General features: G+C 56.4%; 21 protein-coding genes and 2 tRNA genes. 10 read left to right on the top strand and 13 right to left on the bottom strand.

Annotated features, from left to right (window positions below):
- The 6 genes from mobA to L881_RS0111715 all read right to left on the bottom strand — a co-directional run bounded on the left by mobA (position 1) and on the right by L881_RS0111715 (position 4231).
- Complete coding sequence (gene mobA / locus L881_RS0111745) at positions 1–630, bottom strand: molybdenum cofactor guanylyltransferase MobA (protein ID WP_025733888.1); 630 nt, start codon at positions 628–630, stop codon at positions 1–3.
- 151 nt (positions 631–781) lie between these two features.
- Entirely contained in the window at positions 782–1411 is a 630-nt protein-coding gene (gene upp / locus L881_RS0111740) for a uracil phosphoribosyltransferase (RefSeq protein ID WP_025733887.1), read from the bottom strand.
- 223 nt (positions 1412–1634) lie between these two features.
- Positions 1635–2333, bottom strand: a complete 699-nt coding sequence (gene ung / locus L881_RS0111730) for a uracil-DNA glycosylase (protein ID WP_025733886.1) — start codon at positions 2331–2333, stop codon at positions 1635–1637.
- An 8-nt stretch (positions 2334–2341) separates the two neighbouring features.
- A complete protein-coding gene (gene gpt, locus L881_RS0111725) occupies positions 2342–2851 on the bottom strand; it encodes a xanthine phosphoribosyltransferase (protein WP_025733885.1) in 510 nt (169 codons plus the stop codon).
- A gap of 5 nt (positions 2852–2856) precedes the next feature.
- Positions 2857–3414: an adenine phosphoribosyltransferase gene (locus L881_RS0111720; RefSeq protein ID WP_025733884.1), complete on the bottom strand. Its 558-nt coding sequence runs from the start codon at positions 3412–3414 to the stop codon at positions 2857–2859.
- Positions 3415–3619: 205 nt separating this feature from the next.
- Positions 3620–4231: a riboflavin synthase gene (locus L881_RS0111715; protein ID WP_025733883.1), complete on the bottom strand. Its 612-nt coding sequence runs from the start codon at positions 4229–4231 to the stop codon at positions 3620–3622.
- Positions 4232–4594: 363 nt separating this feature from the next.
- Here L881_RS0111715 and L881_RS0111710 point away from each other — a divergent pair, with 363 nt between their 5' ends.
- The 5 genes from L881_RS0111710 (at position 4595) to L881_RS0111690 (ending at position 8464) form a co-directional block, all read left to right on the top strand.
- On the top strand, positions 4595–5644 hold the full coding sequence (locus tag L881_RS0111710; protein WP_025733882.1) for a methionine ABC transporter ATP-binding protein: 1050 nt from the start codon (positions 4595–4597) through the stop codon (positions 5642–5644).
- Positions 5625–6287 (top strand): methionine ABC transporter permease, encoded by a 663-nt coding sequence (locus L881_RS0111705; RefSeq protein ID WP_034579654.1) that lies wholly within the window; start codon positions 5625–5627, stop codon positions 6285–6287. Before L881_RS0111710 ends, L881_RS0111705 begins: the two co-directional genes overlap by 20 nt.
- 60 nt (positions 6288–6347) lie before the next feature.
- On the top strand, positions 6348–7166 hold the full coding sequence (locus L881_RS0111700; RefSeq protein ID WP_025733880.1) for a MetQ/NlpA family ABC transporter substrate-binding protein: 819 nt from the start codon (positions 6348–6350) through the stop codon (positions 7164–7166).
- 125 nt (positions 7167–7291) lie between these two features.
- Positions 7292–7753: a GAF domain-containing protein gene (locus L881_RS0111695; RefSeq protein ID WP_245587976.1), complete on the top strand. Its 462-nt coding sequence runs from the start codon at positions 7292–7294 to the stop codon at positions 7751–7753.
- 51 nt (positions 7754–7804) lie between these two features.
- Positions 7805–8464 (top strand): HD domain-containing protein, encoded by a 660-nt coding sequence (locus L881_RS0111690; protein WP_025733878.1) that lies wholly within the window; start codon positions 7805–7807, stop codon positions 8462–8464.
- A gap of 105 nt (positions 8465–8569) precedes the next feature.
- Here L881_RS0111690 and L881_RS0111685 read toward each other — a convergent pair.
- The 4 genes from L881_RS0111685 to L881_RS0111670 form a co-directional block, all read right to left on the bottom strand.
- A tRNA-Val gene (locus tag L881_RS0111685) sits at positions 8570–8646 on the bottom strand.
- A 29-nt stretch (positions 8647–8675) separates the two neighbouring features.
- Positions 8676–8752, bottom strand: a tRNA-Val gene (locus L881_RS0111680).
- A 153-nt stretch (positions 8753–8905) separates the two neighbouring features.
- Positions 8906–10408: a glycerol kinase GlpK gene (gene glpK, locus L881_RS0111675; protein ID WP_025733877.1), complete on the bottom strand. Its 1503-nt coding sequence runs from the start codon at positions 10406–10408 to the stop codon at positions 8906–8908.
- Complete coding sequence (locus L881_RS0111670) at positions 10408–11253, bottom strand: MIP/aquaporin family protein (protein ID WP_025733876.1); 846 nt, start codon at positions 11251–11253, stop codon at positions 10408–10410. Before L881_RS0111670 ends, glpK begins: the two co-directional genes overlap by 1 nt.
- Before the next feature lie 599 nt (positions 11254–11852).
- On the opposite strand from L881_RS0111670, the gene L881_RS0111665 reads away from it, so the two are divergent.
- Entirely contained in the window at positions 11853–12635 is a 783-nt protein-coding gene (locus L881_RS0111665) for a DeoR family transcriptional regulator (RefSeq protein ID WP_025733875.1), read from the top strand.
- Between the two features lie 201 nt (positions 12636–12836).
- A complete protein-coding gene (gene glpD / locus L881_RS0111660; RefSeq protein ID WP_034579651.1) occupies positions 12837–14366 on the top strand; it encodes a glycerol-3-phosphate dehydrogenase in 1530 nt (509 codons plus the stop codon).
- A gap of 346 nt (positions 14367–14712) precedes the next feature.
- Here the strand turns inward: glpD and L881_RS0111655 are convergent, their stop codons facing one another.
- Positions 14713–16089 (bottom strand): class II fumarate hydratase, encoded by a 1377-nt coding sequence (locus tag L881_RS0111655; protein ID WP_025733873.1) that lies wholly within the window; start codon positions 16087–16089, stop codon positions 14713–14715.
- A gap of 505 nt (positions 16090–16594) precedes the next feature.
- Between L881_RS0111655 and L881_RS0111650 the strand changes: the two genes are divergently transcribed.
- Positions 16595–17569, top strand: coding sequence for an aliphatic sulfonate ABC transporter substrate-binding protein (locus L881_RS0111650; RefSeq protein WP_084055493.1), 975 nt, complete (start codon positions 16595–16597; stop codon positions 17567–17569).
- A 118-nt stretch (positions 17570–17687) separates the two neighbouring features.
- On the opposite strand, the gene L881_RS0111645 is transcribed toward L881_RS0111650, so the two are convergent.
- Positions 17688–19058: an amino acid permease gene (locus L881_RS0111645; RefSeq protein ID WP_025733871.1), complete on the bottom strand. Its 1371-nt coding sequence runs from the start codon at positions 19056–19058 to the stop codon at positions 17688–17690.
- Positions 19059–19317: 259 nt separating this feature from the next.
- On the opposite strand from L881_RS0111645, the gene L881_RS0111640 reads away from it, so the two are divergent.
- The gene (locus L881_RS0111640; RefSeq protein ID WP_025733870.1) at positions 19318–19590 is read left to right on the top strand and encodes a secondary thiamine-phosphate synthase enzyme YjbQ; all 273 of its coding nucleotides are present in this window, start codon (positions 19318–19320) and stop codon (positions 19588–19590) included.
- A 398-nt stretch (positions 19591–19988) separates the two neighbouring features.
- Here the strand turns inward: L881_RS0111640 and L881_RS0111635 are convergent.
- Positions 19989–21139, bottom strand: a protein-coding gene (locus L881_RS0111635) for an IS3 family transposase (RefSeq protein ID WP_156926557.1) whose coding sequence is annotated in 2 segments (ribosomal slippage) — positions 19989–20905 and positions 20905–21139 — 1152 coding nt in all. Because the reading frame shifts where the segments join, the coding sequence is not laid out codon by codon here.
- A 419-nt stretch (positions 21140–21558) separates the two neighbouring features.
- On the opposite strand from L881_RS0111635, the gene L881_RS0111620 reads away from it, so the two are divergent.
- Positions 21559–21820: IS3 family transposase (locus tag L881_RS0111620; protein WP_025731836.1), on the top strand; the 262-nt coding region annotated here is incomplete at its 3' end.

Here is a 21820-nt window from a genome sequence, read left to right as displayed (position 1 = left end):
TTACACCCCTGCGGCTGCCAAACGTGCGGCGACCGCGTTCAATTCTTCGACACTGTTTACATTGGTAAAACCGGCACTGTCGTCGAACTGCACCGCTACAGCACGACACTGCGCCATCACGCGGTACAGCCGCCGTTCACCGCCCGCCAGTGCCTGATGCACCCGTTTAGCAAGAGAGGGGCGCCACAGCGCTACCGTATAGTGCGCACGTTGAGCATCGCAGGCATACACCAACTCACTTTCAGGCGCGGCTTGCGCCAGCAGCATTTCTACCAGATCGACCGGCAGCAGCGGCGTATCGCACGGCACCGTCAACACCCAGTCAACGCCTGGAAAAAAATCGAGCGCACGGGCAATTCCTGCCAATGGCCCTTGGTGCTGCTCACCTGCTGCGTCGGGCAAGAGCGGATAGTTTGTCAGCGTTCGATAGCGCTCGAAGGCTCGGTTGGCACTGACCGCCACGCTATCCACCTGCGGCGCGACTCGCGCAATGACATGCTCCAGCAAGGTCTGCCCTGCCAACGCTACCAGCGCTTTCTCGCCACGCCCCAGGCGTCGCCCTTCGCCCCCTGCCAGCACAACAGCGGCGATACTGGGGCGCTGTGATGAAAGCAGGGAGTTCGAGGACATTGCTGACGCCTCTAAGCGAGAAAACTGGATTCAGCGCAATTACCACGCGGCACTGAAGGAGCACTGCACAGGCCATTAGCGGCTGAGCACTTCATCGCTCAGAAATGACAGAGTGCAGGAATGAAAACGGCCGCTGACTGCGGCCATCTTATCAGTGGGTGCCGAAAATCTTGTCACCGGCATCGCCCAGCCCTGGCACGATATAGCCGTGTTCATCAAGATGATCGTCCACCGACGCGGTGAATATCTCGACATCAGGATGCGCTTCCAGCACTCGCTTGATGCCTTCAGGCGCCGCCACCAGCACGATGATCTTGATATCCCGACAGTTGCGCTCTTTCAGCATATCGAGAGTGGCGATCACCGAGCCGCCGGTCGCCAGCATCGGGTCGATCACCAGCGCGGTACGCTCGTGCAGATCGGAGACGAATTTCTCGAAATAAGGAACTGGTTCAAGCGTCTCTTCGTTGCGGTAAAGCCCTACCACGCTGATACGCGCGCTGGGAATCAGGGTAGTAACACCTTCCAGCATACCGATGCCGGCACGCAGGATCGGCACCACGGTCACCTTTTTGCCCTTGATCTTGTCAACCGTCAGCGCATCACCGGTCCAGCCGGTAATGCTGCGCTCTTCAAGTTCAAGATGCTTGGTGGCCTCATAGGTCAGAAGCGTCGCGACTTCGCTGGCAAGTTCGCGGAAATGCTTGGTACTGATGCCTTCGGCACGCATCAGTCCGATTTTGTGTTTGATCAGCGGGTGCTGAATATCATGAACGCTCATGAGGATATCCTGAAAAATCTGGAAGACGCGGCGAACCGTCGATCCATCATGGGGCTTTGTGAAGCAACATTCGAGACTTTCCGAAATTCGATACTTTCCGAAAAAATGCTCGACATCTATCCCGATGAATGACCGGACGATCACGCCGCGTCGTTATTGAAATAAAGTGACGGTGCCGCTGCGAAGCTCGCCAGCGCACCGGCTGTCTGTTAAATCGCCAATGTTAGCGAGCAGCGCCCACCTCAGCGGGAAGCTGCCACTCGATAGGCGCAATGCCATGCTGCGCCAGGAAAGCATTGGCCTTCGAAAAGTGCTGATTACCAAAGAAGCCGCGATGCGCTGAGAGCGGCGACGGGTGCGGCGAATGCAGAACCAGATGGCGCTCGCGGTCAACGAAGGCAGCCTTCTTCTGCGCGTAGCTGCCCCACAGCAGAAACACCACATGGGAACACTCGCGATTGATCTGTTCTATGGCGCGATCGGTGAAGGTTTCCCAGCCGCGGTTGCGGTGCGACCCCGCCTGGCCTTGCTCTACCGTCAGCACGCTGTTGAGCATCATCACTCCCTGACGTGCCCAGCTTTCCAGAAAGCCGTGCTTGACCGGGGTGAAGTTCACTTCATCAGCCGCCAATTCCTTGTAGATATTGACCAGCGAAGGCGGAATGGTGACATCGGGACGCACCGAAAAACAGAGCCCATGGGCCTGGCCCGGCCCGTGGTAAGGGTCCTGTCCCAGAATCACCACCTTGACGTTATGCAAAGGCGTCAGCTCAAAGGCACGAAACCAGTCACTGGAGTGAGGAAAAATCACCCGATGCTGCTCTTTCTGCGCTTTCAAAAAGGCGCGTAGCTGCGCCATGTAGGGCGCATCGAATTCAGTTTGCAGCGCGGCTTGCCAATCGGCACTCATCGGCACGGACATAGACACTCCTAGACGCCGCTCTTGCCTGCATCAGCGCGACGGTGGCGCTCGACCAGCGGCTCAACGTAGGAAAAACCGGTATCCCAGGGGAATTGAATCCAGCAATCCTGGCCCACTTCGGTGTGGTATTGATCGACCAGTGCTCGCCCTTCGGGCTTGGCATAGATGGTAATGAAATGGGCTTTGGGCAACATGCGACGTACAGCCGCAGCGGTTTTGCCGGTATCGACCAGATCATCTACCAGCAGCCACCCTTCACCGTCGTGATCAACGCCCTTCAGCACCTCAACGTCGTCGTGCTGCTCCATGTTGTCGTAGCTTTTGACACACAGAGAATCGACCAGCCGAATATCCAGCTCGCGCGCAATTAGACCGGCGGGAATCAGACCGCCACGTGCGATGGCGACGATACCTTTGAAGTGGTGATGCAACAGCGGCTCACACAGTTCGCGCACATCGCGATGCAGTTGGTCCCAGGAGACCGTGAAATACTGCTGATAACGATCACTTTTAGCCATGCCGATTACTCCGTTTCAGTGAAGCTGCACACAGCAAACACACTATGACCTGCTGCACGAATAGCGTCTGACCCACCCAGTTCGGGCAGATCAATGATACCGGCCGTCTCGACCACTACGCCGCCGGTACGCTCGATCAGGCTGGCAGCGGCCAGCATGGTGCCGCCGGTAGCGATCAAGTCATCCATGACCAGAATGCGGTCGTTGGGGCGGAAGGCGTCGGAGTGCAGCTCAACCGTCGCTTCACCGTATTCGAGCTTGTAGGTTTCACTGATGGTCTTGAAGGGCAGTTTGCCTTTCTTGCGCACCGGCACAAAGCTGCATCCCAGCTCATAAGCGAGCGGTGCGCCAATAATAAAGCCGCGCGCATCAATCGCCGCAATCGCGTCGATCTCCATTTCCTGATAGCGATGCACAAAGCCATCAATCAGTTTGCGGAATGCGGCGCTGTTTTGCAGTACGGGCGTAATGTCGCGAAAGTTAACGCCCGGTTCCGGCCAATCCCGCACAGTGCGAATAACCGACTTTATATAATCGCCGTAGACGCTTTTTGTATCTTCCAACAGAATTCTCCTGCACGCACGGAAACACCGTACGACGTGCCTTCAACATCGAATAATGGTCGCCGCGACCAGGTGGCGTGGCTGATTCTTTAACGCGATCTTTGCAAGAACCCGCAATGGCGGCAAGTTTACGCGAAAACGCGGCGACGCTTAAGTATCTTCATGAGGATTCCCCAGCGCCGCGCGCTACCCCGTTCATCAGAGATTACGATGCACGACCAGCCAGCACCCGCTCCACGGTCGCGACAATTGCCTGCGTTTGCGGATCAAGCTCAAGGTTGACGCGATCTCCCGGCACGCGGGTAGAGAGCGTGGTGCGCGCCAGGGTTTCCGGAATCAGATCAACGCTAAAGCGCCCATCATCCACCTCGCTGATGGTCAGACTGGCACCATCAATGCTGATGAAGCCTTTATCGAGCACATAGGGCGCAAACTCGGGCGGCAGCGCAAACCATAGGCGGCGATTGTTGGGGCGCTCGACGATCTCCTTCAACGTGACAGTGCCTGCAATATGCCCGGAGGTGAGATGGCCGCCGATTTCATCGCCAATACGCGCGGCACGCTCCAGATTGACCCGGCTGCCCACTTCCAGCTCGCCCAGATTGGTCAGTGATAGCGTTTGAATCATCGCATCAAAGCCCACGCGATTACCCTTGACCTCGACTACCGTCAGACAGCAGCCGTTGTGCGCCACCGACGCGCCCAGCTCGACGCCCTGCTCCAGACCGTCGGGAAACGCGACCGTAATGTGATGCAGACCGTCACGCCTATCAATGGCGACCACTTCGCCAATACCCTGCACAATGCCAGTAAACACGGTGCCTCCTTGATATTCCAACCGTAACCCCAGAGGGGCGAATGCCATTATTGTGGCACGACTGGCCGATTTCGTGTCAGGGCATCGCCATTTGATGGATCAAAAGCGCCCTGGCATAGCGAGTCACTGTCGCCAGATTGACGACTCGTAGACGGATACCTACAATCCCTAGCCATTCAAGACAGGCGCTGATTTGTTCCCAGCTTGCGGGCGCCACAGTAAATATCGCTAAACGGGGAATGGCTTTCCGTTCCGCGCGGTGACTCACCGTCACCTTCAGCGCATCCCGCCCTGCACCGTACTTTCGGCCCTGTCAGTCGTGGCATCACGCCACCTACCTATGCGTCCTTCTTATAAAGGCCCATGATTACCCTATCCAATGTTGTAAAAAGCTACGGCCGTGGTGAACACACCGTTAGCGCGCTCAAGGGCATTGATCTGGAAGTTCCCGCCGGCAGCATCAGCGGCGTTATCGGACTTTCAGGTGCCGGCAAAAGCACGCTGGTGCGCTGCGTCAATCTGCTTGAGCGCCCCACTTCCGGCAGTGTCGTCGTCAACGGTCAGGAGCTGACATCGCTCAGCGCCGCTGGTCTGCGTCAGGCACGTCATCGCATCGGCATGATCTTCCAGCACTTCAACCTGCTGGAGTCACGCACCGTGGCGGCCAATATCGCGCTGCCGCTGGAATTGACCAAAACGCCTCGGCCTACCATCAAGGCGCGGGTCAGTGAGCTGCTCACGCTGACCGGCCTTGAACAGATGGGCGAGCGCTACCCGAGTCAGCTTTCCGGCGGCCAGAAGCAGCGCGTCGCGATTGCCCGTGCTCTCGCCAGCGAGCCGCAGGTACTGCTGTGCGATGAAGCCACCTCAGCGCTCGATCCGCACACTACCACCTCGATTCTTGAGCTGCTCAAGGAGATCAATCAGCGTCTGGGCCTGACCATTTTGCTGATTACCCATGAGATGGAGGTGGTCAAAGCGATCTGCGATCAGGTGTCGCTGATTGAGGGCGGAAAGCTGGTGGAAACGGCACCGGTCGGCAAGTTTTTCACTTCTCCCGACAGCAAGGCGGCGCGCCACTTCATCAGCGATCAACTGTCGCTGGATATTCCGGCTTCACTGAAAGAGCGTCTGCTGCCTGATGGCGCGCCCCCTCAACACAGCCATCCGGTGGTGCGTCTGACCTTCGCCAACGACAAGGTCAGCAAGCCGCTGATTTCCCATATCTCGCGCACCTTCGATATTGATATCAGCATTATTGAAGCACGCATCGAGTCGATTCAGCGCTGGACGCTGGGCCTGATGATCGCCGAGCTGATTGGCGATGCCGACACTACGCAACAAGTGATTGATCACTTGTCTTCCCTGGATATTACGCTGGAGGTCATTGGTCATGTGGCTGGGACTAAGTGAAGCGATGTGGAATCGCCTGGGCCAGGCGACGCTGGATACCCTTGTCATGGTCGCCGTTAGCGGCGTGATGTCGATTGTGATTGGCATCTTGCTGGGTATCGCGCTCTATGTAACGCGCCCCGACCGTTTTCTCAGACAGCCGCTGCTGCACGCGATCCTCGGCATTGTGGTGAACATTGGCCGCTCGGTGCCCTTTATCATTCTGATGGTAGCTATCGTGCCCTTCACTCGTCTGCTGGTCGGCTCCTCGATCGGCATGAGTGCCGCCATTGTGCCATTGACCATTGCCGCCATTCCCTTCGTGGCGCGACTGGTGGAAGGATCGCTGAATGAAGTCTCGCCCGGCCTGATTGAAACGGCACAATCCATGGGCGCCACACCTGCGCAAATCATCTTCAAGGTGCTGCTGCCGGAAGCGCGCGGCGGGCTGATTACGGCGGTCACGATCACCCTGATTACGCTGATCGGCTATTCGGCCATGGCAGGAGCAGTCGGCTCTGGCGGTCTCGGCGCCATTGGGATTAACTATGGCTACAGTCGCTATAACAGCGTGGTGATGCTGGTTACTGTAATGATCATTATCATTATGGTGCAGGCCATCCAGATGCTGGGCGATTGGCTGGTGCGCCGAACGCGCCACTGAAGAAGACATCACACGTAGTACACGATCAATAACGCTTTACACCCAAGGGGAGAACAGCACATGCACAGGACCATCAAGGGAATTGCACTGGGCGCGGGAGCGCTGGCCATCACCGCCTTTTTGAGCGGCTGTGGCAGTCAGAGTGAAGATTCAAACACCGTCAGCGTTGGCGTTATCGCCGGCCCGGAAGAAGAGCTGATGGAAGTTGCCAAGCAGATCGCCAAGGAGCGCTACAACCTCAACGTGAATATCGTTGAGTTCAACGATTATGTTGCACCGAACTCGGCACTGGCGGACGGCAGCATTGACACCAATGCTTATCAGAGCCAGCCCTACATGGATGCGATGATCAAGGATCGCGGCCTCGATCTGACCGCGATGCCCAATGGTCACACGTTCATTTACCCGATTGGTGGCTACTCGACCAAACATGATTCGCTCAGTGACCTGCCTGACGGCGCGACCATCGCGATCCCCAACGATCCCGCCAACGGCGCACGCGGCCTGCTGATCCTGGCAAAAGCCGGTCTGATCGAGCTGAATGATCCCAACAATATTTCCGCGTCGGTCGATGACATCACTGCCAACCCCCATCACTTCAAGTTTGAAGAGCTGGAAGGTCCGCAGATCCCGCGCTCCCTTGACGACGTGGATCTCGCGTTCATCAACAACACCTTCGCTGAACCTGCCGGGCTACAGCTTAGCGACGCGCTGATCGCGGAAGATGCCGATTCGCCCTACGTCAATATCTTTGCCGTGCGCAAGGGTGATGAGGAGAACGAAAAAATTCGCCATCTGGTCGATGCCTTTCAGACCGACGACGTGGCCGAAAAGGCACACGACCTGTTCGGCGATGGGGCTATCCCCGGCTGGAAGTAATTCAGCGCAGCGGGCAGCCTCCATGCCGTCCGCCTGCTTCTCTGAGAAGGCCGCTATCGAGCGGCCTTTGTTATTTGGCAACCGTGCCATGACAGCATTCCAAACGTTTTCCCATGAGGTACGCAATGGATTCCACCCTGCTGACACGCCAGCTCGAAGCGCTGCTGGACAGCGACGACTGGCTCACCAATAGCGCTCAAACGGTAGCCTTTATCCACACGAATATCGCGTCGCTCAACTGGACAGGATTTTACCTGCAACGCTCGCCGCAGCTACTCACGCTGGGGCCGTTCCAGGGCAACCCCGCCTGCAACCCCATTCCCTTCAGCAAAGGGGTGTGCGGAGCCGCTGCCACTCAGCGCCGTACCCAGCGGGTAGCCGATGTACACGCTTTTCCCGGCCATATCGCCTGCGACTCGGCCTCCCGTTCTGAACTGGTGATTCCTATTGTGAGCGAAGGCCAGCTATGGGGAGTGCTCGATATTGATAGCCCGCTGCCTGAGCGCTTCAGCGAGGAAGATCAGGCGACTATCGAAGCGTTGTGCGAGGTATTTATCAACGCGACACGGCTGCCGCTGTTCGTATAGTCATGGCTTTTGATCCAACGAACAGGTACTGCGCAATAATGAGGTGTCAGCATGGATGATATCGCTGCGGCCCAGGCACGCTGGCAAGCCCCGCTGCGAGCCATGGCGGCGCAACACACTGATGGTGATGCGGCCCATGATGCAGGCCATCTGGAGCGGGTATGGGCGACGGCCAAACACATTTTGCACGCCCATCCCGAAGCGGTGCCGCTGGTGGTGCTGGCAGCCTGTTACCTGCACGATCTGGTCAATCTGCCCAAGAATCACCCTAATAGAGCCGAGGCGTCGCGTCTTTCCGCCCAGCAGGCCGTGCGAGTGCTGCGAGCACATCACTTTCCTGCCCAACTGCTCGATGACGTTGCCCACGCAATTGAAGCGCACAGCTTCTCGGCAGGGATCGCTCCCGCCACCCTCGAAGCCAACATCGTGCAGGACGCTGACCGGCTCGATGCGCTTGGCGCGATTGGCCTGGCACGCATGTTCTACGTCAGTGGCACACTTCAACGCGCGCTCAGCCACCCCACCGACCCGCTTGCCGAACATCGCCCTCTCGACGATGGCCGCTATACGCTCGATCATATCGAGACCAAGCTGCTGACGCTGACGGAGAGCCTGCACACTGAAACCGCCATGGACATCGCTCTTTCGCGACGCCAATGGTTACTCGATTTCCGTGATCAGTTTGTCGCTGAATGCGCGGGAGAAAGGTAGCGGGGCCATTCATTCAGCCGGAATGTGGCGCATCCTCGGGACAAAACAAAATCCCCAGGCAAAACAAAACCCCTTGCAACCGTGTGGCTGCAAGGGGCTGAAAACTGGTAGGACCGAGCGGATTCGAACCGCTGACCTCCACGATGTCAACGTGGCGCTCTAACCAACTGAGCTACGGTCCTATGGCGCTGTGGGTAAACCCATGAAGCGCTGGTAGGACCAAGCGGATTTGAACCGCTGACCTCCACGATGTCAACGTGGCGCTCTAACCAACTGAGCTATGGTCCTATGGCTGCTGCCTGCTCTTCCCAAATGCCGATACAGACGTATATGGGGCCAAGCGAGCGCTGCGCTATTCTACTTGTTTTTCGTTGAAATGCAATGACCTGCATGACAATACACCCGCGATGCCGCATCAACGACACCGCGCTTTGCACATGCTCAGTTTTCGACGGTAAACAGCTTGGTCGCTTCTACCGCACGCTGCCAGCCCTTGTAGAGCTTGTCGCGCTGCTCGTCACTGATTTCCGACTCAAATACCTTGTCAGCCGCCCACTGCGCCTTGATTTCATCACGGTTTTTCCAGAAGCCCGTTGCCAGCCCGGCCAGATACGCGGCACCCAGCGCCGTGGTTTCTGTCACCTTGGGCCGCACCACCGACACATCGAGAATGTCGCTCTGGAACTGTCCCAGGAAGTCGTTGCTGATCGCACCGCCGTCAACGCGCAGCTCTTTCAGCGACAGTCCGGAATCTGCCAGCATCGCATTGAGTACATCGCGCGTCTGATAGGCCATCGACTCAAGCCCGGCACGCACGAACTGCTCCTTGCTGGTGCCGCGAGTGATGCCAAATACCGCGCCGCGAATATCGCTGCGCCAGTGAGGTGCCCCCAGCCCCACAAAGGCCGGCACCATATAGAGGCCGCCGTTATCGCCAGCACGCAGTGCGTACTCTTCACTGTCGCTGGCGCGCCCCAGCATGCGCATGCCATCACGCATCCACTGAACCACCGATCCCGCGACGAAGATGGAACCTTCCAGCACATACTCGACCTTGCCATCAATGCCCCAGGCAATCGAGGTGAGCAGCCCATTGTTCGACTCAACCGGTTCTTCACCGGTATTCATCATCATGAAGCAGCCGGTGCCGTAGGTGTTCTTGACCATGCCCGGGTCATAGCAAGCCTGACCGAACAGCGCCGCATGCTGATCCCCGGCGATACCGGCAATCGGCACTTCTTCACCGAAGAAATACTCACCGCGCGTCTTGCCGTAAACTTCGCTGGAATTGTGTACTTCCGGCAGCATCTCGCGCGGCACATCGAGCATTTTCAGCAGTTCGTCATCCCACTCCAGCGTGTGAATGTTGAACATCATGGTACGGCAGGCGTTCGAGTAATCGGTGACATGCACCTTGCCGTGGGTCAGGTTCCAGATCACCCAGGTATCAATGGTGCCGAACAGCAGCTCACCGCGCTCGGCGCGCTCACGAGCGCCCTCCACGTTATCGAGAATCCACTTCACCTTGGTGCCGGAGAAGTAGGCGTCAATCAGCAGGCCGGTTTTGGAGCGCACCAGATCCTCGTAGCCCTGCTCCTTCAGCTCGTCACATACACCGCTGGTCTGGCGCGACTGCCAAACAATGGCGTTGTGGATTGGCTGACCGGTCTTGCGATCCCACACCACGGTGGTTTCGCGCTGGTTGGTGATGCCGACCCCCGCCAGATCACCCGGGCGAACGTCATAATTGTTCAGCACTTCGGTAATGGTGGTGTAAACGCTGGTGATAATTTCACGCGGGTTGTGCTCGACCCAGCCCGACTGGGGGAAATGCTGGGTAAATTCACGCTGCGCAGAGCCGATCGGCGTACCGGAGTGATCGAACAGAATGGCACGAGAGCTAGTGGTGCCCTGATCAATAGCAAGAATGTAACGTTTGTCCATTATTGGTCTCCAAAGTCGGTGACATTACCGGCGGTGTGTGTAGCGCCGCTTTGCAGCAAATCGCGCTGGCGCGCAGGCAAGAAAGGATAGATCAGCAGCTGGTAGGCAGCCCCCCCTAGCACGCCGCCAATTAACGGCCCGGCAATCGGTGCCCACCAATAGTTTCCGGCCGCCGGGAACGCCGCAGGCCCCCAACCAGCAAACCAGGCAAAGATACGCGGACCAAGATCGCGAGCAGGGTTGATCGCCCAGCCTTCCAGGTACCCCATCGAAGCACCGATCAGCGCCACCAGCAGACCGATCATCAACGCGCCCATGTTCGCAGAAGGAGCGACTTCATTGAAACGTTCGGTAATGGCGAAAACGCCGCATACCAAAAACCCGGTCAGCAATATCTCATTAAAGAACGCATGAATCGGTGTAATGGCAGGCCCAGGCGCGGTAAAGAACACGCCCGCAGCACCGCCAGCTTCACGCGTCAACTGATGCGTCTCATTGAAGTGATCAATCACGGTGAAGTAAAGCGCATACACCAATGCCGCCCCGATCACGCCGCCAATCACCTGTGCCACCCAATACGGTAACACCTTGCCCCACGAAAAGTTGCGGTATAACGCCAGCGCCAGTGTCACTGCCGGATTGGCATGGGTGCCCGTTACCGAGCCGGTGGCGTAAATGGCCATGGTCACCGCCAGCCCCCAGCACATGGCGACCCCCCAATAGGCATTCACGTAGGGACTAGGATCATAAAGAATCAGCATTGCGGCAACCGACCCACCAAACGAAATAATGATGAAGACGGCGACTGCTTCCGAGATCAATTCGCCCAAAAATTGTTTGTTCATTACTGCTCCTCACTGCTGCGCACCCTTGGCGCCCGTGCAGATGCATCTCGTAACCACGATCCATGACTTGATGCGGCGGGCCTGACATCGACTGCGCTATATCTCTTTGACTGAGCCTCACCGTTATTCGCTGTGACATTGCATATGACGCAAGAACGATGGGTGAACCGATAGAAGAGCGCTGCGCAAATGTTCATTACCGCAACATGAAGCCGCTTTGTTTTTCGAATACGAAATTACCTTAACCGCTCGGGTCAGCACAGTAATAAACGCCCATTTAGCGACATACTTTGGTCTTAAAGCCACATTACGCAAAAATAAATCATTCAAAAACAGATAGTTAAAAAAAGCACCATCACAGCGTGACAAGACCGGCCACCTCTGGTCTGCCAGTGCCGGGCACTGAAACCACGTTCACTATTTGTTGTTTTCCGAAATAGCGATAAGCTTCTTCCTATAGCGGCTGCCCAAGCCTTCGTTGCCGGTATGTGCAGCCTGCGCAACCGGCAACGAAGGCCGCTCAAAGCAGGGCAGCCCCCTTCATTACTCGCCGGGCAAGCTGTGCATACCGCACATGCACGCCCCTCCGTGGAGAGACCATGCACGAACGCAGCCTAAGTCAGGAAGCGCGCCATGAGCAGATCATCGAGATCGTAAGTGAACGCGGCTACGCCACTATCGAACAGCTTGCATCGCACTTTTCAGTCACCCCGCAAACCATCCGCCGTGACCTGAACCATCTGTCCAGCCATGGGCGTATTCGTCGCGTGCACGGTGGCGCGGGAAGAGATGAGTCGAGCACCACCAATGCGCCCTACCTGTCACGTCAGCGCCAGAACAGCGATGCCAAGCAGCGTATTGCCGAGCTGGTCGCTGCGGCCATTCCCGATAACGCTTCACTTTTCATTAACATTGGCACCAGCACCGAGCGGGTAGCGCGCGCGCTGCTGGAGCATCGCGGCCTGGAGATCATCACCAATAACCTGAACGTCGCTTCCATTCTGCAACCCAAGGACGATTTCAATGTGATTATTGCTGGCGGCACGGTGCGCAGCTACGACGGCGGCATTATTGGCGAGGCCACCATCGACTTCATCAACCAGTTCAAGGTGGATTTCGGCATTATCGGAATCAGCGGCATTGATAACGAAGATGGCTCGCTGCTCGAATACGATTATCGGGAAGTGCGCGTTGCCCAGGCCATCATCAACAATTCGCGGCGGCGGCTTTTGGTCGCCGATGACTCCAAGTTTGGCCGCCGCGCGCTGGTCAGGCAGGCCAACATTGGTCAGATCGACGCGCTGTTCACCAATGCCATGCCGTCCGATTCCCTGCTGCGCGTGCTGAAGGCAAGCGAAGTCGAGCTGCATATTGCCGACTGACAGCGCGATCTATTCCCCCAATAGAGGGTTGATAACGCTATCGCCTTGGTTTATGTTCGCTTTCGAAACCATTGTGGTTCGAAAACGAACAAAGACGTTCGTTTAAACCGCACTCACTCTTGTGATCAGGCGCTTTCAAGGTCGTTAACGCTACCGCTTTGCCAGACCGCCGCCTGCCGAATCCCGTGTGGAGATGCTTTTATGTCAGACAGTCAACTTCTTGATCTTTTTGTCATTGGCGGTGGCATCAATGGTGTCGGTATCGCCAACGATGCTGCTGGCCGCGGCCTGAGTGTCGCGATCTGCGAACAGGACGACTTCGCTTCCCACACATCATCGGCATCGAGCAAGATGATTCATGGCGGCCTGCGTTACCTGGAATACAAGGAGTTCCGCCTGGTACGCGAAGCGCTGCACGAGCGTGAAGTGCTCTTGAAGAAAGCGCCCCATATCGTGTGGCCGCTACGCTTCATCCTGCCTCATCAGAAGCACCTGCGTCCGGCCTGGATGCTGCGCGCTGGCCTCTTCCTGTATGACCACCTCAGCCCCCGCGCCACGCTGCCTTCAAGCAAAACGCTGAACTTCACCCGCGAATTCGGCGGTCAAAGCCCCTTGGTCGATTCGATCACCAAGGGGTTTGAATACTCTGATTGTTGGGTAGACGATGCGCGCCTGGTGGTACTGAATGCGCTGCAAGCACAGCAGAAAGGGGCTGAAATTCTCGCCCGCAGCCGCTGTGTGGGTGCCAGTGAACAGGAGGGAGTGTGGCATCTGACTCTCGAAAACACGGTCACCGGCGAGCGTTTCGAGCGTCGCGCTCGCGCCATCGCCAATGCCGCCGGCGCATGGGTCACCTCATTCATTCGCGAACACTCTTCGCGCAAGCCCAACCTTGGCATCAAGATGGTCAAGGGCAGCCACCTGATCATGCCGCGCATCAACACCGATGATCGCGCCTATATTCTGCAAAACAGCGACAAGCGCATTGTCTTCGTGCTGCCCTGGCAGCAGGAGTACAGCATCGTCGGGACGACCGATGTCGATTATCACGGTGATCCTTCTTCGATCACCATCAGTGATGAAGAGACCGACTATCTAATCAAGGTACTGAACGAGCACTTCAAGGCCGATTTCACGCGTGACCAGGTGGTAACCAGCTACTCAGGCGTGCGCCCGCTGTGCGATGACGAATCCTCTGATCCTTCTGCGATGACCCGTGACTACACGCTGGATCTCGACGGCGACGATAACCGTGCTCCGATGCTGGCCGTGTATGGCGGCAAGATCACGACCTACCGCAAGCTGGCGGAATCGGCGCTGGAAAAACTGGCGCCCTTCTTCCCCAACATGGGCCAGCCGTGGACCGCCGACGCCGTGATGCCGGGCGGAGACATTGGCAACCGTCTCGACTACGCGCGCGATTTGCAGCGCCGTTTCCCGTGGCTGGAAACCTCGACCGCCGAGCGTTTTGCGGCCAGCTATGGTCGTCTGTGCGAAACCTTCCTGGAGCGCGGCGAAGAAGCCATGGGAGAGCGCTTCGGTGCCGGCCTGACGGCTGCCGAAATAGACTATCTGGTGGAACACGAGTGGGCACGAGAAGCGGACGATGTGCTGTGGCGTCGCACCAAACTCAAGGTGCATCTGGACCGGCCTGCGCAGCAGCGCGTCGCCGACTACCTGCACCAGAAAATCGCCAGCAGCGAAGCACAACCAGCCGCCTCGGTTCACTAAGAAACGCTAGAGCGGCTAACCGCCACAAAACGCACTTTTATTGAAGTGTCAGGGCGCTGGCCTCCAGCGTATTCAGATTGCGCGGTTATCAATCAAAAAGCCTCACTGGTTTTGCTGACCAGTGAGGCTTTTTGGCACTCCCTCCCTGCTGTACCGCATTCTGTACCGCAAACTGACGAGGGGTGAGCTGCTTCCCTAATAGTCTTGATAGCTACCGCTCGCATAACGTTCACTGTGGAGGATTGCCACGAGAGAACACACGGTCTGGCAAGTGCGATAACGGAATACAACAACACCCCGCTCTGAAAGACAGAGACGGAGTGTTTGCTAACGCGAGAGGCTTTCGTTAATCCTGAATGCCGCCCTTGGTCAGCAAGGCTGGATCAAGGTGACGACGCAGATCTTCTTCAGACACATCACAGTTTTCCTTCGCCACCTCAAGGATGGGGCGCCCTTCCTTGTATGCTTTCTTGGCAATTTCAGCCGCTTTCAAATAGCCAATCACCGGATTCAGTGCAGTCACCAGAATCGGGTTTTTCGCCAGCGGCGCTTCAATATTCTCTTCGCGCACGGTGAACTCAAGAATCGCTTCGCCCAGAAGCGGCAGCGTATTGGAGAGCAGCGTAATCGACGACAGCAGGTTATGAGCGATCATCGGCAGCATCACGTTGAGCTGGAAGTTGCCCGATTGACCGCCAATGGTAATGGCTGCATCGTTACCGATAACCTGGGCAGCCACCTGAGCAGCGGCTTCAGGAATCACCGGATTCACCTTGCCCGGCATGATGGAGCTGCCCGGTTGCAGCGCTTTCAGTTCGATTTCACCCAGACCCGCCAGCGGGCCGGAGTTCATCCAGCGCAGATCGTTGGAGATTTTCAATACTGCGCAGGCCAGCGTTTTCAAGTGACCCGAGGCTTCTACCACCGCATCCTGCGACGACAGTGCCGAGAAGAAGCTGTCGCTGGGCACGAATGACAGTTGGGTCGCTTCGCTCAGACGGTTCGCAAAGCGCTCGGCAAATTCAGGGTGCGCATTGATACCGGTGCCTACCGCAGTACCGCCCTGGGCCAGACGCAGCAAGCGCTTCTGACCATCCTTGATGCGATTGATCGACTGGGCAATCTGATCGGCCCAGCCCAGCAGCTCCTGGCTCATGCGAATCGGCATCGCATCCATCAGGTGGGTACGGCCGGTTTTAACCACATGCTCGACGCTGGCCGCTTTTTTCTCGATGGCAGCATGCAGGGTTTGCAGCGCTGGGAGCAGTTGATGCTCGATCGACAGGGCCGCAGAGATGTGAATCGCGCTGGGAATGGTGTCGTTACTGCTCTGCCCCATATTGACGTGGTCGTTGGGAGTGACCGTCACGTCATCAGTAGAGGCAAGATGAGCAATCACCTCATTGACGTTCATGTTGGTTGAGGTACCTGACCCGGTCTGGAAGATATCAATCGGGAACTGGTCTGCGTACTGGCCGTCAATGATATTCTGGGCAGCGCTGATAATGGCTTCAGCGCGCGCACTGTCGAGCAGTTGCAGATCAAGATTCACCTGCGCAGCGGTCAGCTTGACGCGCGCCACTGCCTTGATCAGCTCAGCCGGCAGCGGTTGACCGCTGATGGGAAAGTTATCGACCGCGCGCTGCGTCTGGGCACCGTATAGCGCATCTGCAGGCACTTCCAGTTCGCCCATGCTGTCCTTCTCAATGCGGGTGTTGCTCATCTTATCCCCCTAACCAAGGTATTTTCGTGGTGATCAAAATCCTGTGATGCTCAATGGCATTGCCGCCACTCCAGCGAACCCTGCTTGTAGCCGTACGCGCTAACAAAGCGTGATACCGAAGCCGCGCAATTCAAGAGCGTATAACAGGGTTATGTTACACCCTGCGCCACTCATGCGCTGCCCCACCGTACTCCCCATTGATAGCGACCTTAGTAGATAGGAAGCACGGTAAGGCTGCCTTTTGCACGCCAATAGCCCACGTTCAAGGCGCTGTTGATTATTCGCTACATAATCAAGGAAGGAATGGGAACATTATCGGCCCGAACTTCCTTATGGCTCCTTCAGCTCACCTAACGCGACCAGCAACTCGACAACAATTCAGAATCGGGTAGAAAAAATGGCCTGGATAGCGGCATATTCTTTAACTGCATAACAGCGGCGTTTTTTATATTTCCCACCGACAGCGCGCTCCCCCAGGCTAGAGCAAATGGTCAGGAGGACGCTTATGAACGTCAGCATTAAACACTATGCTCCGGTCGCCGCCGGATTATTCGCTATCGCGATGGGAGCGAGCAGCAGCTCCGCCCTCGCCGCACCCCCGCATACCCTTACCGTGGGCTATCAGAAGGCCAATATCTTCCAGCTGCTGAAATCCCGCGGCACGCTGGATGAAGCCTTCCAGAAGCGAGGTATTCAGGTCAAATGGGTGCCGTTTGCGGCAGGCCCGCAGATGCTTGAAGCGCTCAATCTTGGCAGCATTGATGTGGCCGCGACAGGCGATACCCCACCTGTTTTTGCACAGGCTGCTCAGGCGGATCTTGTCTATCTGGGGCATTCACCGGCCAATCCTGAAACCGAAGCGATCATCGTGCCTCAAGGCTCCGATATTCACTCGGTGAAGGAGTTGAAGGGCAAGCGCGTGGCGCTCAATAAAGGCTCGGATGTCAACTATCTGCTGCTGAAGGCATTGCAAAAGGCGGGACTTGGCTACAGTGATATTCAGCCGGTCTATCTGACACCCGACAGCGCACGCGCCGCCTTCCAAAGCGGTGCCGTTGATGCCTGGGCCATTTGGGACCCCTTTCTCAGCGAAGCCGAAGCTCACGCGGGGGCGCGTCCAATTACCAACGCTACGGGGCTGGCACCCCACTACAGCTTCTATCTCGCCAGCCGCACCTTCGCGGATGGCTCCCCCGATACGGCCAAAGCCTTCATCAGCGAGCTACAGTCGCTCAGCGATTGGGCCAATAGCCATCAGAGCGAAGTCGCCACACTGTTATCGAAAGCGACCGGACTCGAAACCGCTATCTGGCAGAAGGCTCTGGGACACGCGCCCTTTGGTGTCGAGCGGATGAGCAACCGGGTATACGACGAACAGCAGCAGGTGGCCGACACCTTCACTGCCGCCCGTTTGCTGCCGGGCAAGGTGGACGTGCGCTCGGCGCTGTGGTCACAGGACAGCCAGCTCAAAGATCACTGACCCTCTGCTTGCTTTCGGGCGGAGAACATCACCGCCCGCTCCTTCCCCCACTACCGCCTGTAACGAGCGTGTCCTTTCGACAGTAAATATTCCGACAGCGAAGGAGGCCCAGATGTGCCTACCCCTGGGCAGAAGCCCCGCGAGCGCGAAGGCGGTAGGCGACGCCCAGCACCACCAGCCAGGGCGGTAGCAGCCACACAGCCAAACGCATCTCCTCACTACAGGCCATGATCACCAGAATTCCGCACAGAAAAGCGAGACACAGGTAGTTGGTCCACGGCTGTAGCGGGCTGGGAAACCGTGTGGAGTGCCGCCCACGCTGCATGGCGTGGTGAAACTTCAGGTGGGTGATACTGATAAACAGCCAATTGAGCGTCAGTGAAGCCGTGACCAGCATTAGCAGAACTTCGAAGGCGCGATCAGGCATCAGGTAGTTGATCAACACGCAAACGGCACTCGCCAGCGCAGAGACGCAGAGAGAATTGACCGGCACCCCCTTGGCATTCAAGCGCCCTAAAAAGTGAGGCGCATCGCCCTGACGCGCTAGCCCCGTGAGCATGCGGCTGGTCGAATAGGTGGCGCTGTTATAGACCGATAGCGCTGCGATCAACACCACGATATTGAGTGCAGTGGCGATCCATGGCGAATGCAGCGCCGCAAAGATCATGACGAAGGGGCTACCGCCCTGCGCGATCTGATTCCACGGGAACAGCGCCAGCAGTACCGCCTGTGAACCGATGAAGAAGATCAGAATACGGATGATCACCTGATTGGTTGCGCGCGGAATGGTCCGCGTCGGGTCATCGGCTTCTGCCGCTGCAATGCCTACCAGTTCAAGGCCACCAAATGAGAACATGATAATTGCCAGGCCCAGCAGCAGGCCGCTCACGCCATGCGGAAAAAAGCCCCCAACTGCCCACAGGTTCGACCATGAAGCCTGCGGTCCACCAGTACCGCTGATCAAGAGATAGAGGCCAAACACCATCATCGCCACGATCGCGATGATCTTGATCAACGAGAACAGGAACTCCATCTCGCCAAACAGTTTGACGTGGCGAAAGTTGATCGCGTTGATGATTACGAAGCACGCCGTTACCGATATCCACGACGGCAATTCGGGCCACCAATACTGCATGTACTTGCCCACCGCCGTCAGCTCAGCCATGCTCACCAGGATATAGAGCACCCAGTAGTTCCAGCCTGCGGCAAAGCCGGCAAATGGCCCCCAGTAGCGGTGAGCAAAATGGCTGAAGGAGCCGGCCACTGGCTGCTCGACCACCATCTCGGCCAGCTGGCGCATGATCAGAAAGGCAATTACGCCAGCGATGGCATAGCCCAGCAGAATGGAGGGCCCCGCCAGAGAAATGGTGTGGGCAGTGCCTAAAAACAGCCCGGTGCCCACTGACCCGCCCAGCGCGATCAGCTGGATATGCCGGTTCTTGAGGCGACGCTGGAAGGTATGGGAGGAGGAAGTAGAGCTTTCAGTCATGGTTGATCGCAGCAGTTGGACAGATCACCGTTGCGTCAACGCGCAGCGGCATAATTAAGTAAGAGGGCGCTAACGCTAACCAACTGGCCACCGCGGTCCTTCGAGGGCGCAGTTGTACCACATTTGAGCCTTAAGAGGGGATAGCCCATCAGGCTATTACAGCACCATTGTTGCCAATGCAGCGCACATGACTTTGATAACAGCGGCAAATAGCTCAAGATGAGACCATCCTTTCCATGCCTATCATCAGGAGCACACCATGTGGTTCCGCAAGCAGCTGACACTTGCCCCGAAACGTCGCGGTTTTCACCTGATCACCCGTGAAATTGTCGATGAACTTCCGGAAATCAGAAACATTTCCACCGGTCTGATGCATGTGCAAATTCTGCATACCTCGGCATCACTGACGCTGAATGAGAACGCTGATCCCGATGTGCGTCACGATATGGCAGCGTTTTTGAATGATCGCGTACCGGGCAATCTGCCTTACTTCCGACATACGCTGGAAGGCGATGACGTACGGGTTATATGAGTGCATCTTACCGGATATGAATATATAGCACCGCATGGACACATACTGCCCCTCACCTTAGTTTCCTAGCTAGAAGCCAGCCTCCAATGAGATAGCAGCCAAGTGATCGTGCCTACCCTCGTTTCTGGCCAAGAAAATAATACTTGGCTGTCCTTTATTAGGGCGGATGAATATAGTAAAGCATTACACTATCCGTGCATATTTCATCACCTACGAGGAATTAACTCCACGCAAATAATGGTTTAAAAATGAGATTTGATATAGTTGTTGAAAACACATCAAATGGCGTTATGCGCAAAGACTCTAAAGATAGAACGACAGGATGTGGATTCAACATGCGAGAAAACTCACATCATTGATGTTGTGTCATTTCAACGAATTGAATCGCCCCGGATTTTCTAGACACTCTCCAGGGTCGCTACGTAACGTTTTTCAAACTCTACCGGTGACAGCTGATTGTTGAAACTGTGGCGTCGTTTTGGGTTGTAAAACATCTCGATGTAATCGAATACATCATCCCGAGCATCTTGGCGTGTAGTGTAGATTTTACGCTTGATCCGTTCCCGCTTTAGCAACTGGAAAAAGCTCTCCGCCACAGCGTTGTCGTGGCAGTTACCTCGACGACTCATGCTGGCGACTAGATTGTTAGCTTTCAAGAAGCTTCGCCAGTCTGAGCTGCTGTACTGACTGCCCTGATCCGAGTGGATCATCACCTCTTGCTTTGGCTTACGTCTCCAAACCGCCATCAGCAGTGCATCAATCGCTACGGCGCTGGTCATGTGTGGCTTCATTGACCAACCAATGATCTGGCGTGAAAATAAATCGAGTACCACGGCCAGATATAGCCAGCCTTCATATGTTCGGATGTAGGTAATGTCTGTGACCCAGACTTTGTTCGGTTCTCCGACATCGAATTGGCGCTTCAGTAAGTTCGGTGCGGCAACGGCTGGTTTACCGCCATATTTCCCCGGCCTCCGGCGATACCCCGTTTGAGAACGTAAACCTTCAAGGCGCATCAACCGAGCCACACGGTGACGACCACAGCTCTCACCAACCTCTCGCAGGTCATCATGGATCTTGCGATAACCATAGACACCACTGCTTTCTAGCCAAGAGTGTTTAATCAACCCAAGCAGTCGCTGATCGTCCTTGGCTCGCTCAGATGTTGGTTTTGATAGCCACGCGTAGTAGCCACTAGGATGCACCTTGAGCGTCAGACAAAGCCGTCTAATCGCGTAATGACCCGCTTGCTGTTTAATAAAGGCGTACTTCAGCCGCACTCCTTGGCAAAGTACGCGGCGGCCTTTTTTAAGATGTCTCGCTCCTCCATTACCCGTTTCAACTCGGCACGTAGGCGACGAACCTCAGCGCGCTGATTATCTTCCTCGACGCGCTGTTTCTGGGGCTTAATGTAGCGCTTAATCCAGGCATAGAGACTGTGCGCGGACACACCCAATCGTACAGCCACCTCCGAGACAGGCAGCTGCTTTTCGGTCACTTGCTTGACCGCTTGGATTTTGAATTCTTCGGAATAACGCTGGTTGCTCATGGCACCTCCTAGTGGGCCTCATTTTAAGGCTTAGAGGTGTCTACGAAACTAGGGGCGATTCATACCTTTGAAGACGGCTTCAGCACGTCCCCTGATCCTCGATTAATTAGCCTCGAACCCTTCGGCACAGACGATGAGGTAGAAACGTCCGTGGCCAATTGGGTCTATATGGATACTCAGACCAAGGTTCTTCGCGGGGTACTTGTCATCAAGGTGCATGTGTTAGGTCAAGCGCTTTATCTCATGGAACTTCAGCGACGCCCTCCGAAACCCAGAAATGGCAGTAGGGAGGAAGGGTCAAAACCTCCGTCCTACAAAGGTTTAGTGTTTACGTTGGATCACCAAGTGTAGTGGCACAGTGAATCTGGCCACCTGACTTTGAGTGTATGATGGCTCACAGAGACAATCAGGTGCAGATGATGACGAAGAAGAGAACGTTTAGCCCGGAATTTCGCTTGGAAGCGGCCCAGCTCGTGGTCGACCAGGGCTACACGCTGAAGGCGGCGTGTGAGGCCATGGGGGTTGGCAAATCCACCATGGAGTATTGGGTTCGCAGGCTTCGCGCTGAGCGGGCAGGCAAGGCGCCGCTGAAAGGTGAGGCTCTGACGCCGGAACAGCGTGAGATCCAGGAACTGAAGCGCAAGCTGCGGCGAGTGGAAGAAGAGAAGGCAATATTAAAAA

The organism is Carnimonas nigrificans ATCC BAA-78 (assembly GCF_000526695.1).
In the GTDB taxonomy this organism is placed as follows: Bacteria; Pseudomonadota; Gammaproteobacteria; order Pseudomonadales; family Halomonadaceae; genus Carnimonas; species Carnimonas nigrificans.
This window is presented reverse-complemented; position numbering and strand designations above follow the sequence as displayed.

Coding starts and splice junctions, on each gene's coding strand:
- upp (WP_025733887.1), bottom strand. CDS start 1,411: ATGAGCGTTCATGATATTCAGCACCCGCTGATCAAACACAAAATCGGA.
- L881_RS0111695 (WP_245587976.1), top strand. CDS start 7,292: ATGGATTCCACCCTGCTGACACGCCAGCTCGAAGCGCTGCTGGACAGC.
- L881_RS0111705 (WP_034579654.1), top strand. CDS start 5,625: ATGTGGCTGGGACTAAGTGAAGCGATGTGGAATCGCCTGGGCCAGGCG.
- L881_RS0111690 (WP_025733878.1), top strand. CDS start 7,805: ATGGATGATATCGCTGCGGCCCAGGCACGCTGGCAAGCCCCGCTGCGA.
- glpK (WP_025733877.1), bottom strand. CDS start 10,408: ATGGACAAACGTTACATTCTTGCTATTGATCAGGGCACCACTAGCTCT.
- L881_RS0111655 (WP_025733873.1), bottom strand. CDS start 16,089: ATGAGCAACACCCGCATTGAGAAGGACAGCATGGGCGAACTGGAAGTG.
- L881_RS0111645 (WP_025733871.1), bottom strand. CDS start 19,058: ATGACTGAAAGCTCTACTTCCTCCTCCCATACCTTCCAGCGTCGCCTC.
- ung (WP_025733886.1), bottom strand. CDS start 2,333: ATGTCCGTGCCGATGAGTGCCGATTGGCAAGCCGCGCTGCAAACTGAA.
- gpt (WP_025733885.1), bottom strand. CDS start 2,851: ATGGCTAAAAGTGATCGTTATCAGCAGTATTTCACGGTCTCCTGGGAC.
- L881_RS0111700 (WP_025733880.1), top strand. CDS start 6,348: ATGCACAGGACCATCAAGGGAATTGCACTGGGCGCGGGAGCGCTGGCC.
- mobA (WP_025733888.1), bottom strand. CDS start 630: ATGTCCTCGAACTCCCTGCTTTCATCACAGCGCCCCAGTATCGCCGCT.
- L881_RS0111670 (WP_025733876.1), bottom strand. CDS start 11,253: ATGAACAAACAATTTTTGGGCGAATTGATCTCGGAAGCAGTCGCCGTC.
- L881_RS0111710 (WP_025733882.1), top strand. CDS start 4,595: ATGATTACCCTATCCAATGTTGTAAAAAGCTACGGCCGTGGTGAACAC.
- glpD (WP_034579651.1), top strand. CDS start 12,837: ATGTCAGACAGTCAACTTCTTGATCTTTTTGTCATTGGCGGTGGCATC.
- L881_RS0111665 (WP_025733875.1), top strand. CDS start 11,853: ATGCACGAACGCAGCCTAAGTCAGGAAGCGCGCCATGAGCAGATCATC.
- L881_RS0111640 (WP_025733870.1), top strand. CDS start 19,318: ATGTGGTTCCGCAAGCAGCTGACACTTGCCCCGAAACGTCGCGGTTTT.
- L881_RS0111650 (WP_084055493.1), top strand. CDS start 16,595: ATGAACGTCAGCATTAAACACTATGCTCCGGTCGCCGCCGGATTATTC.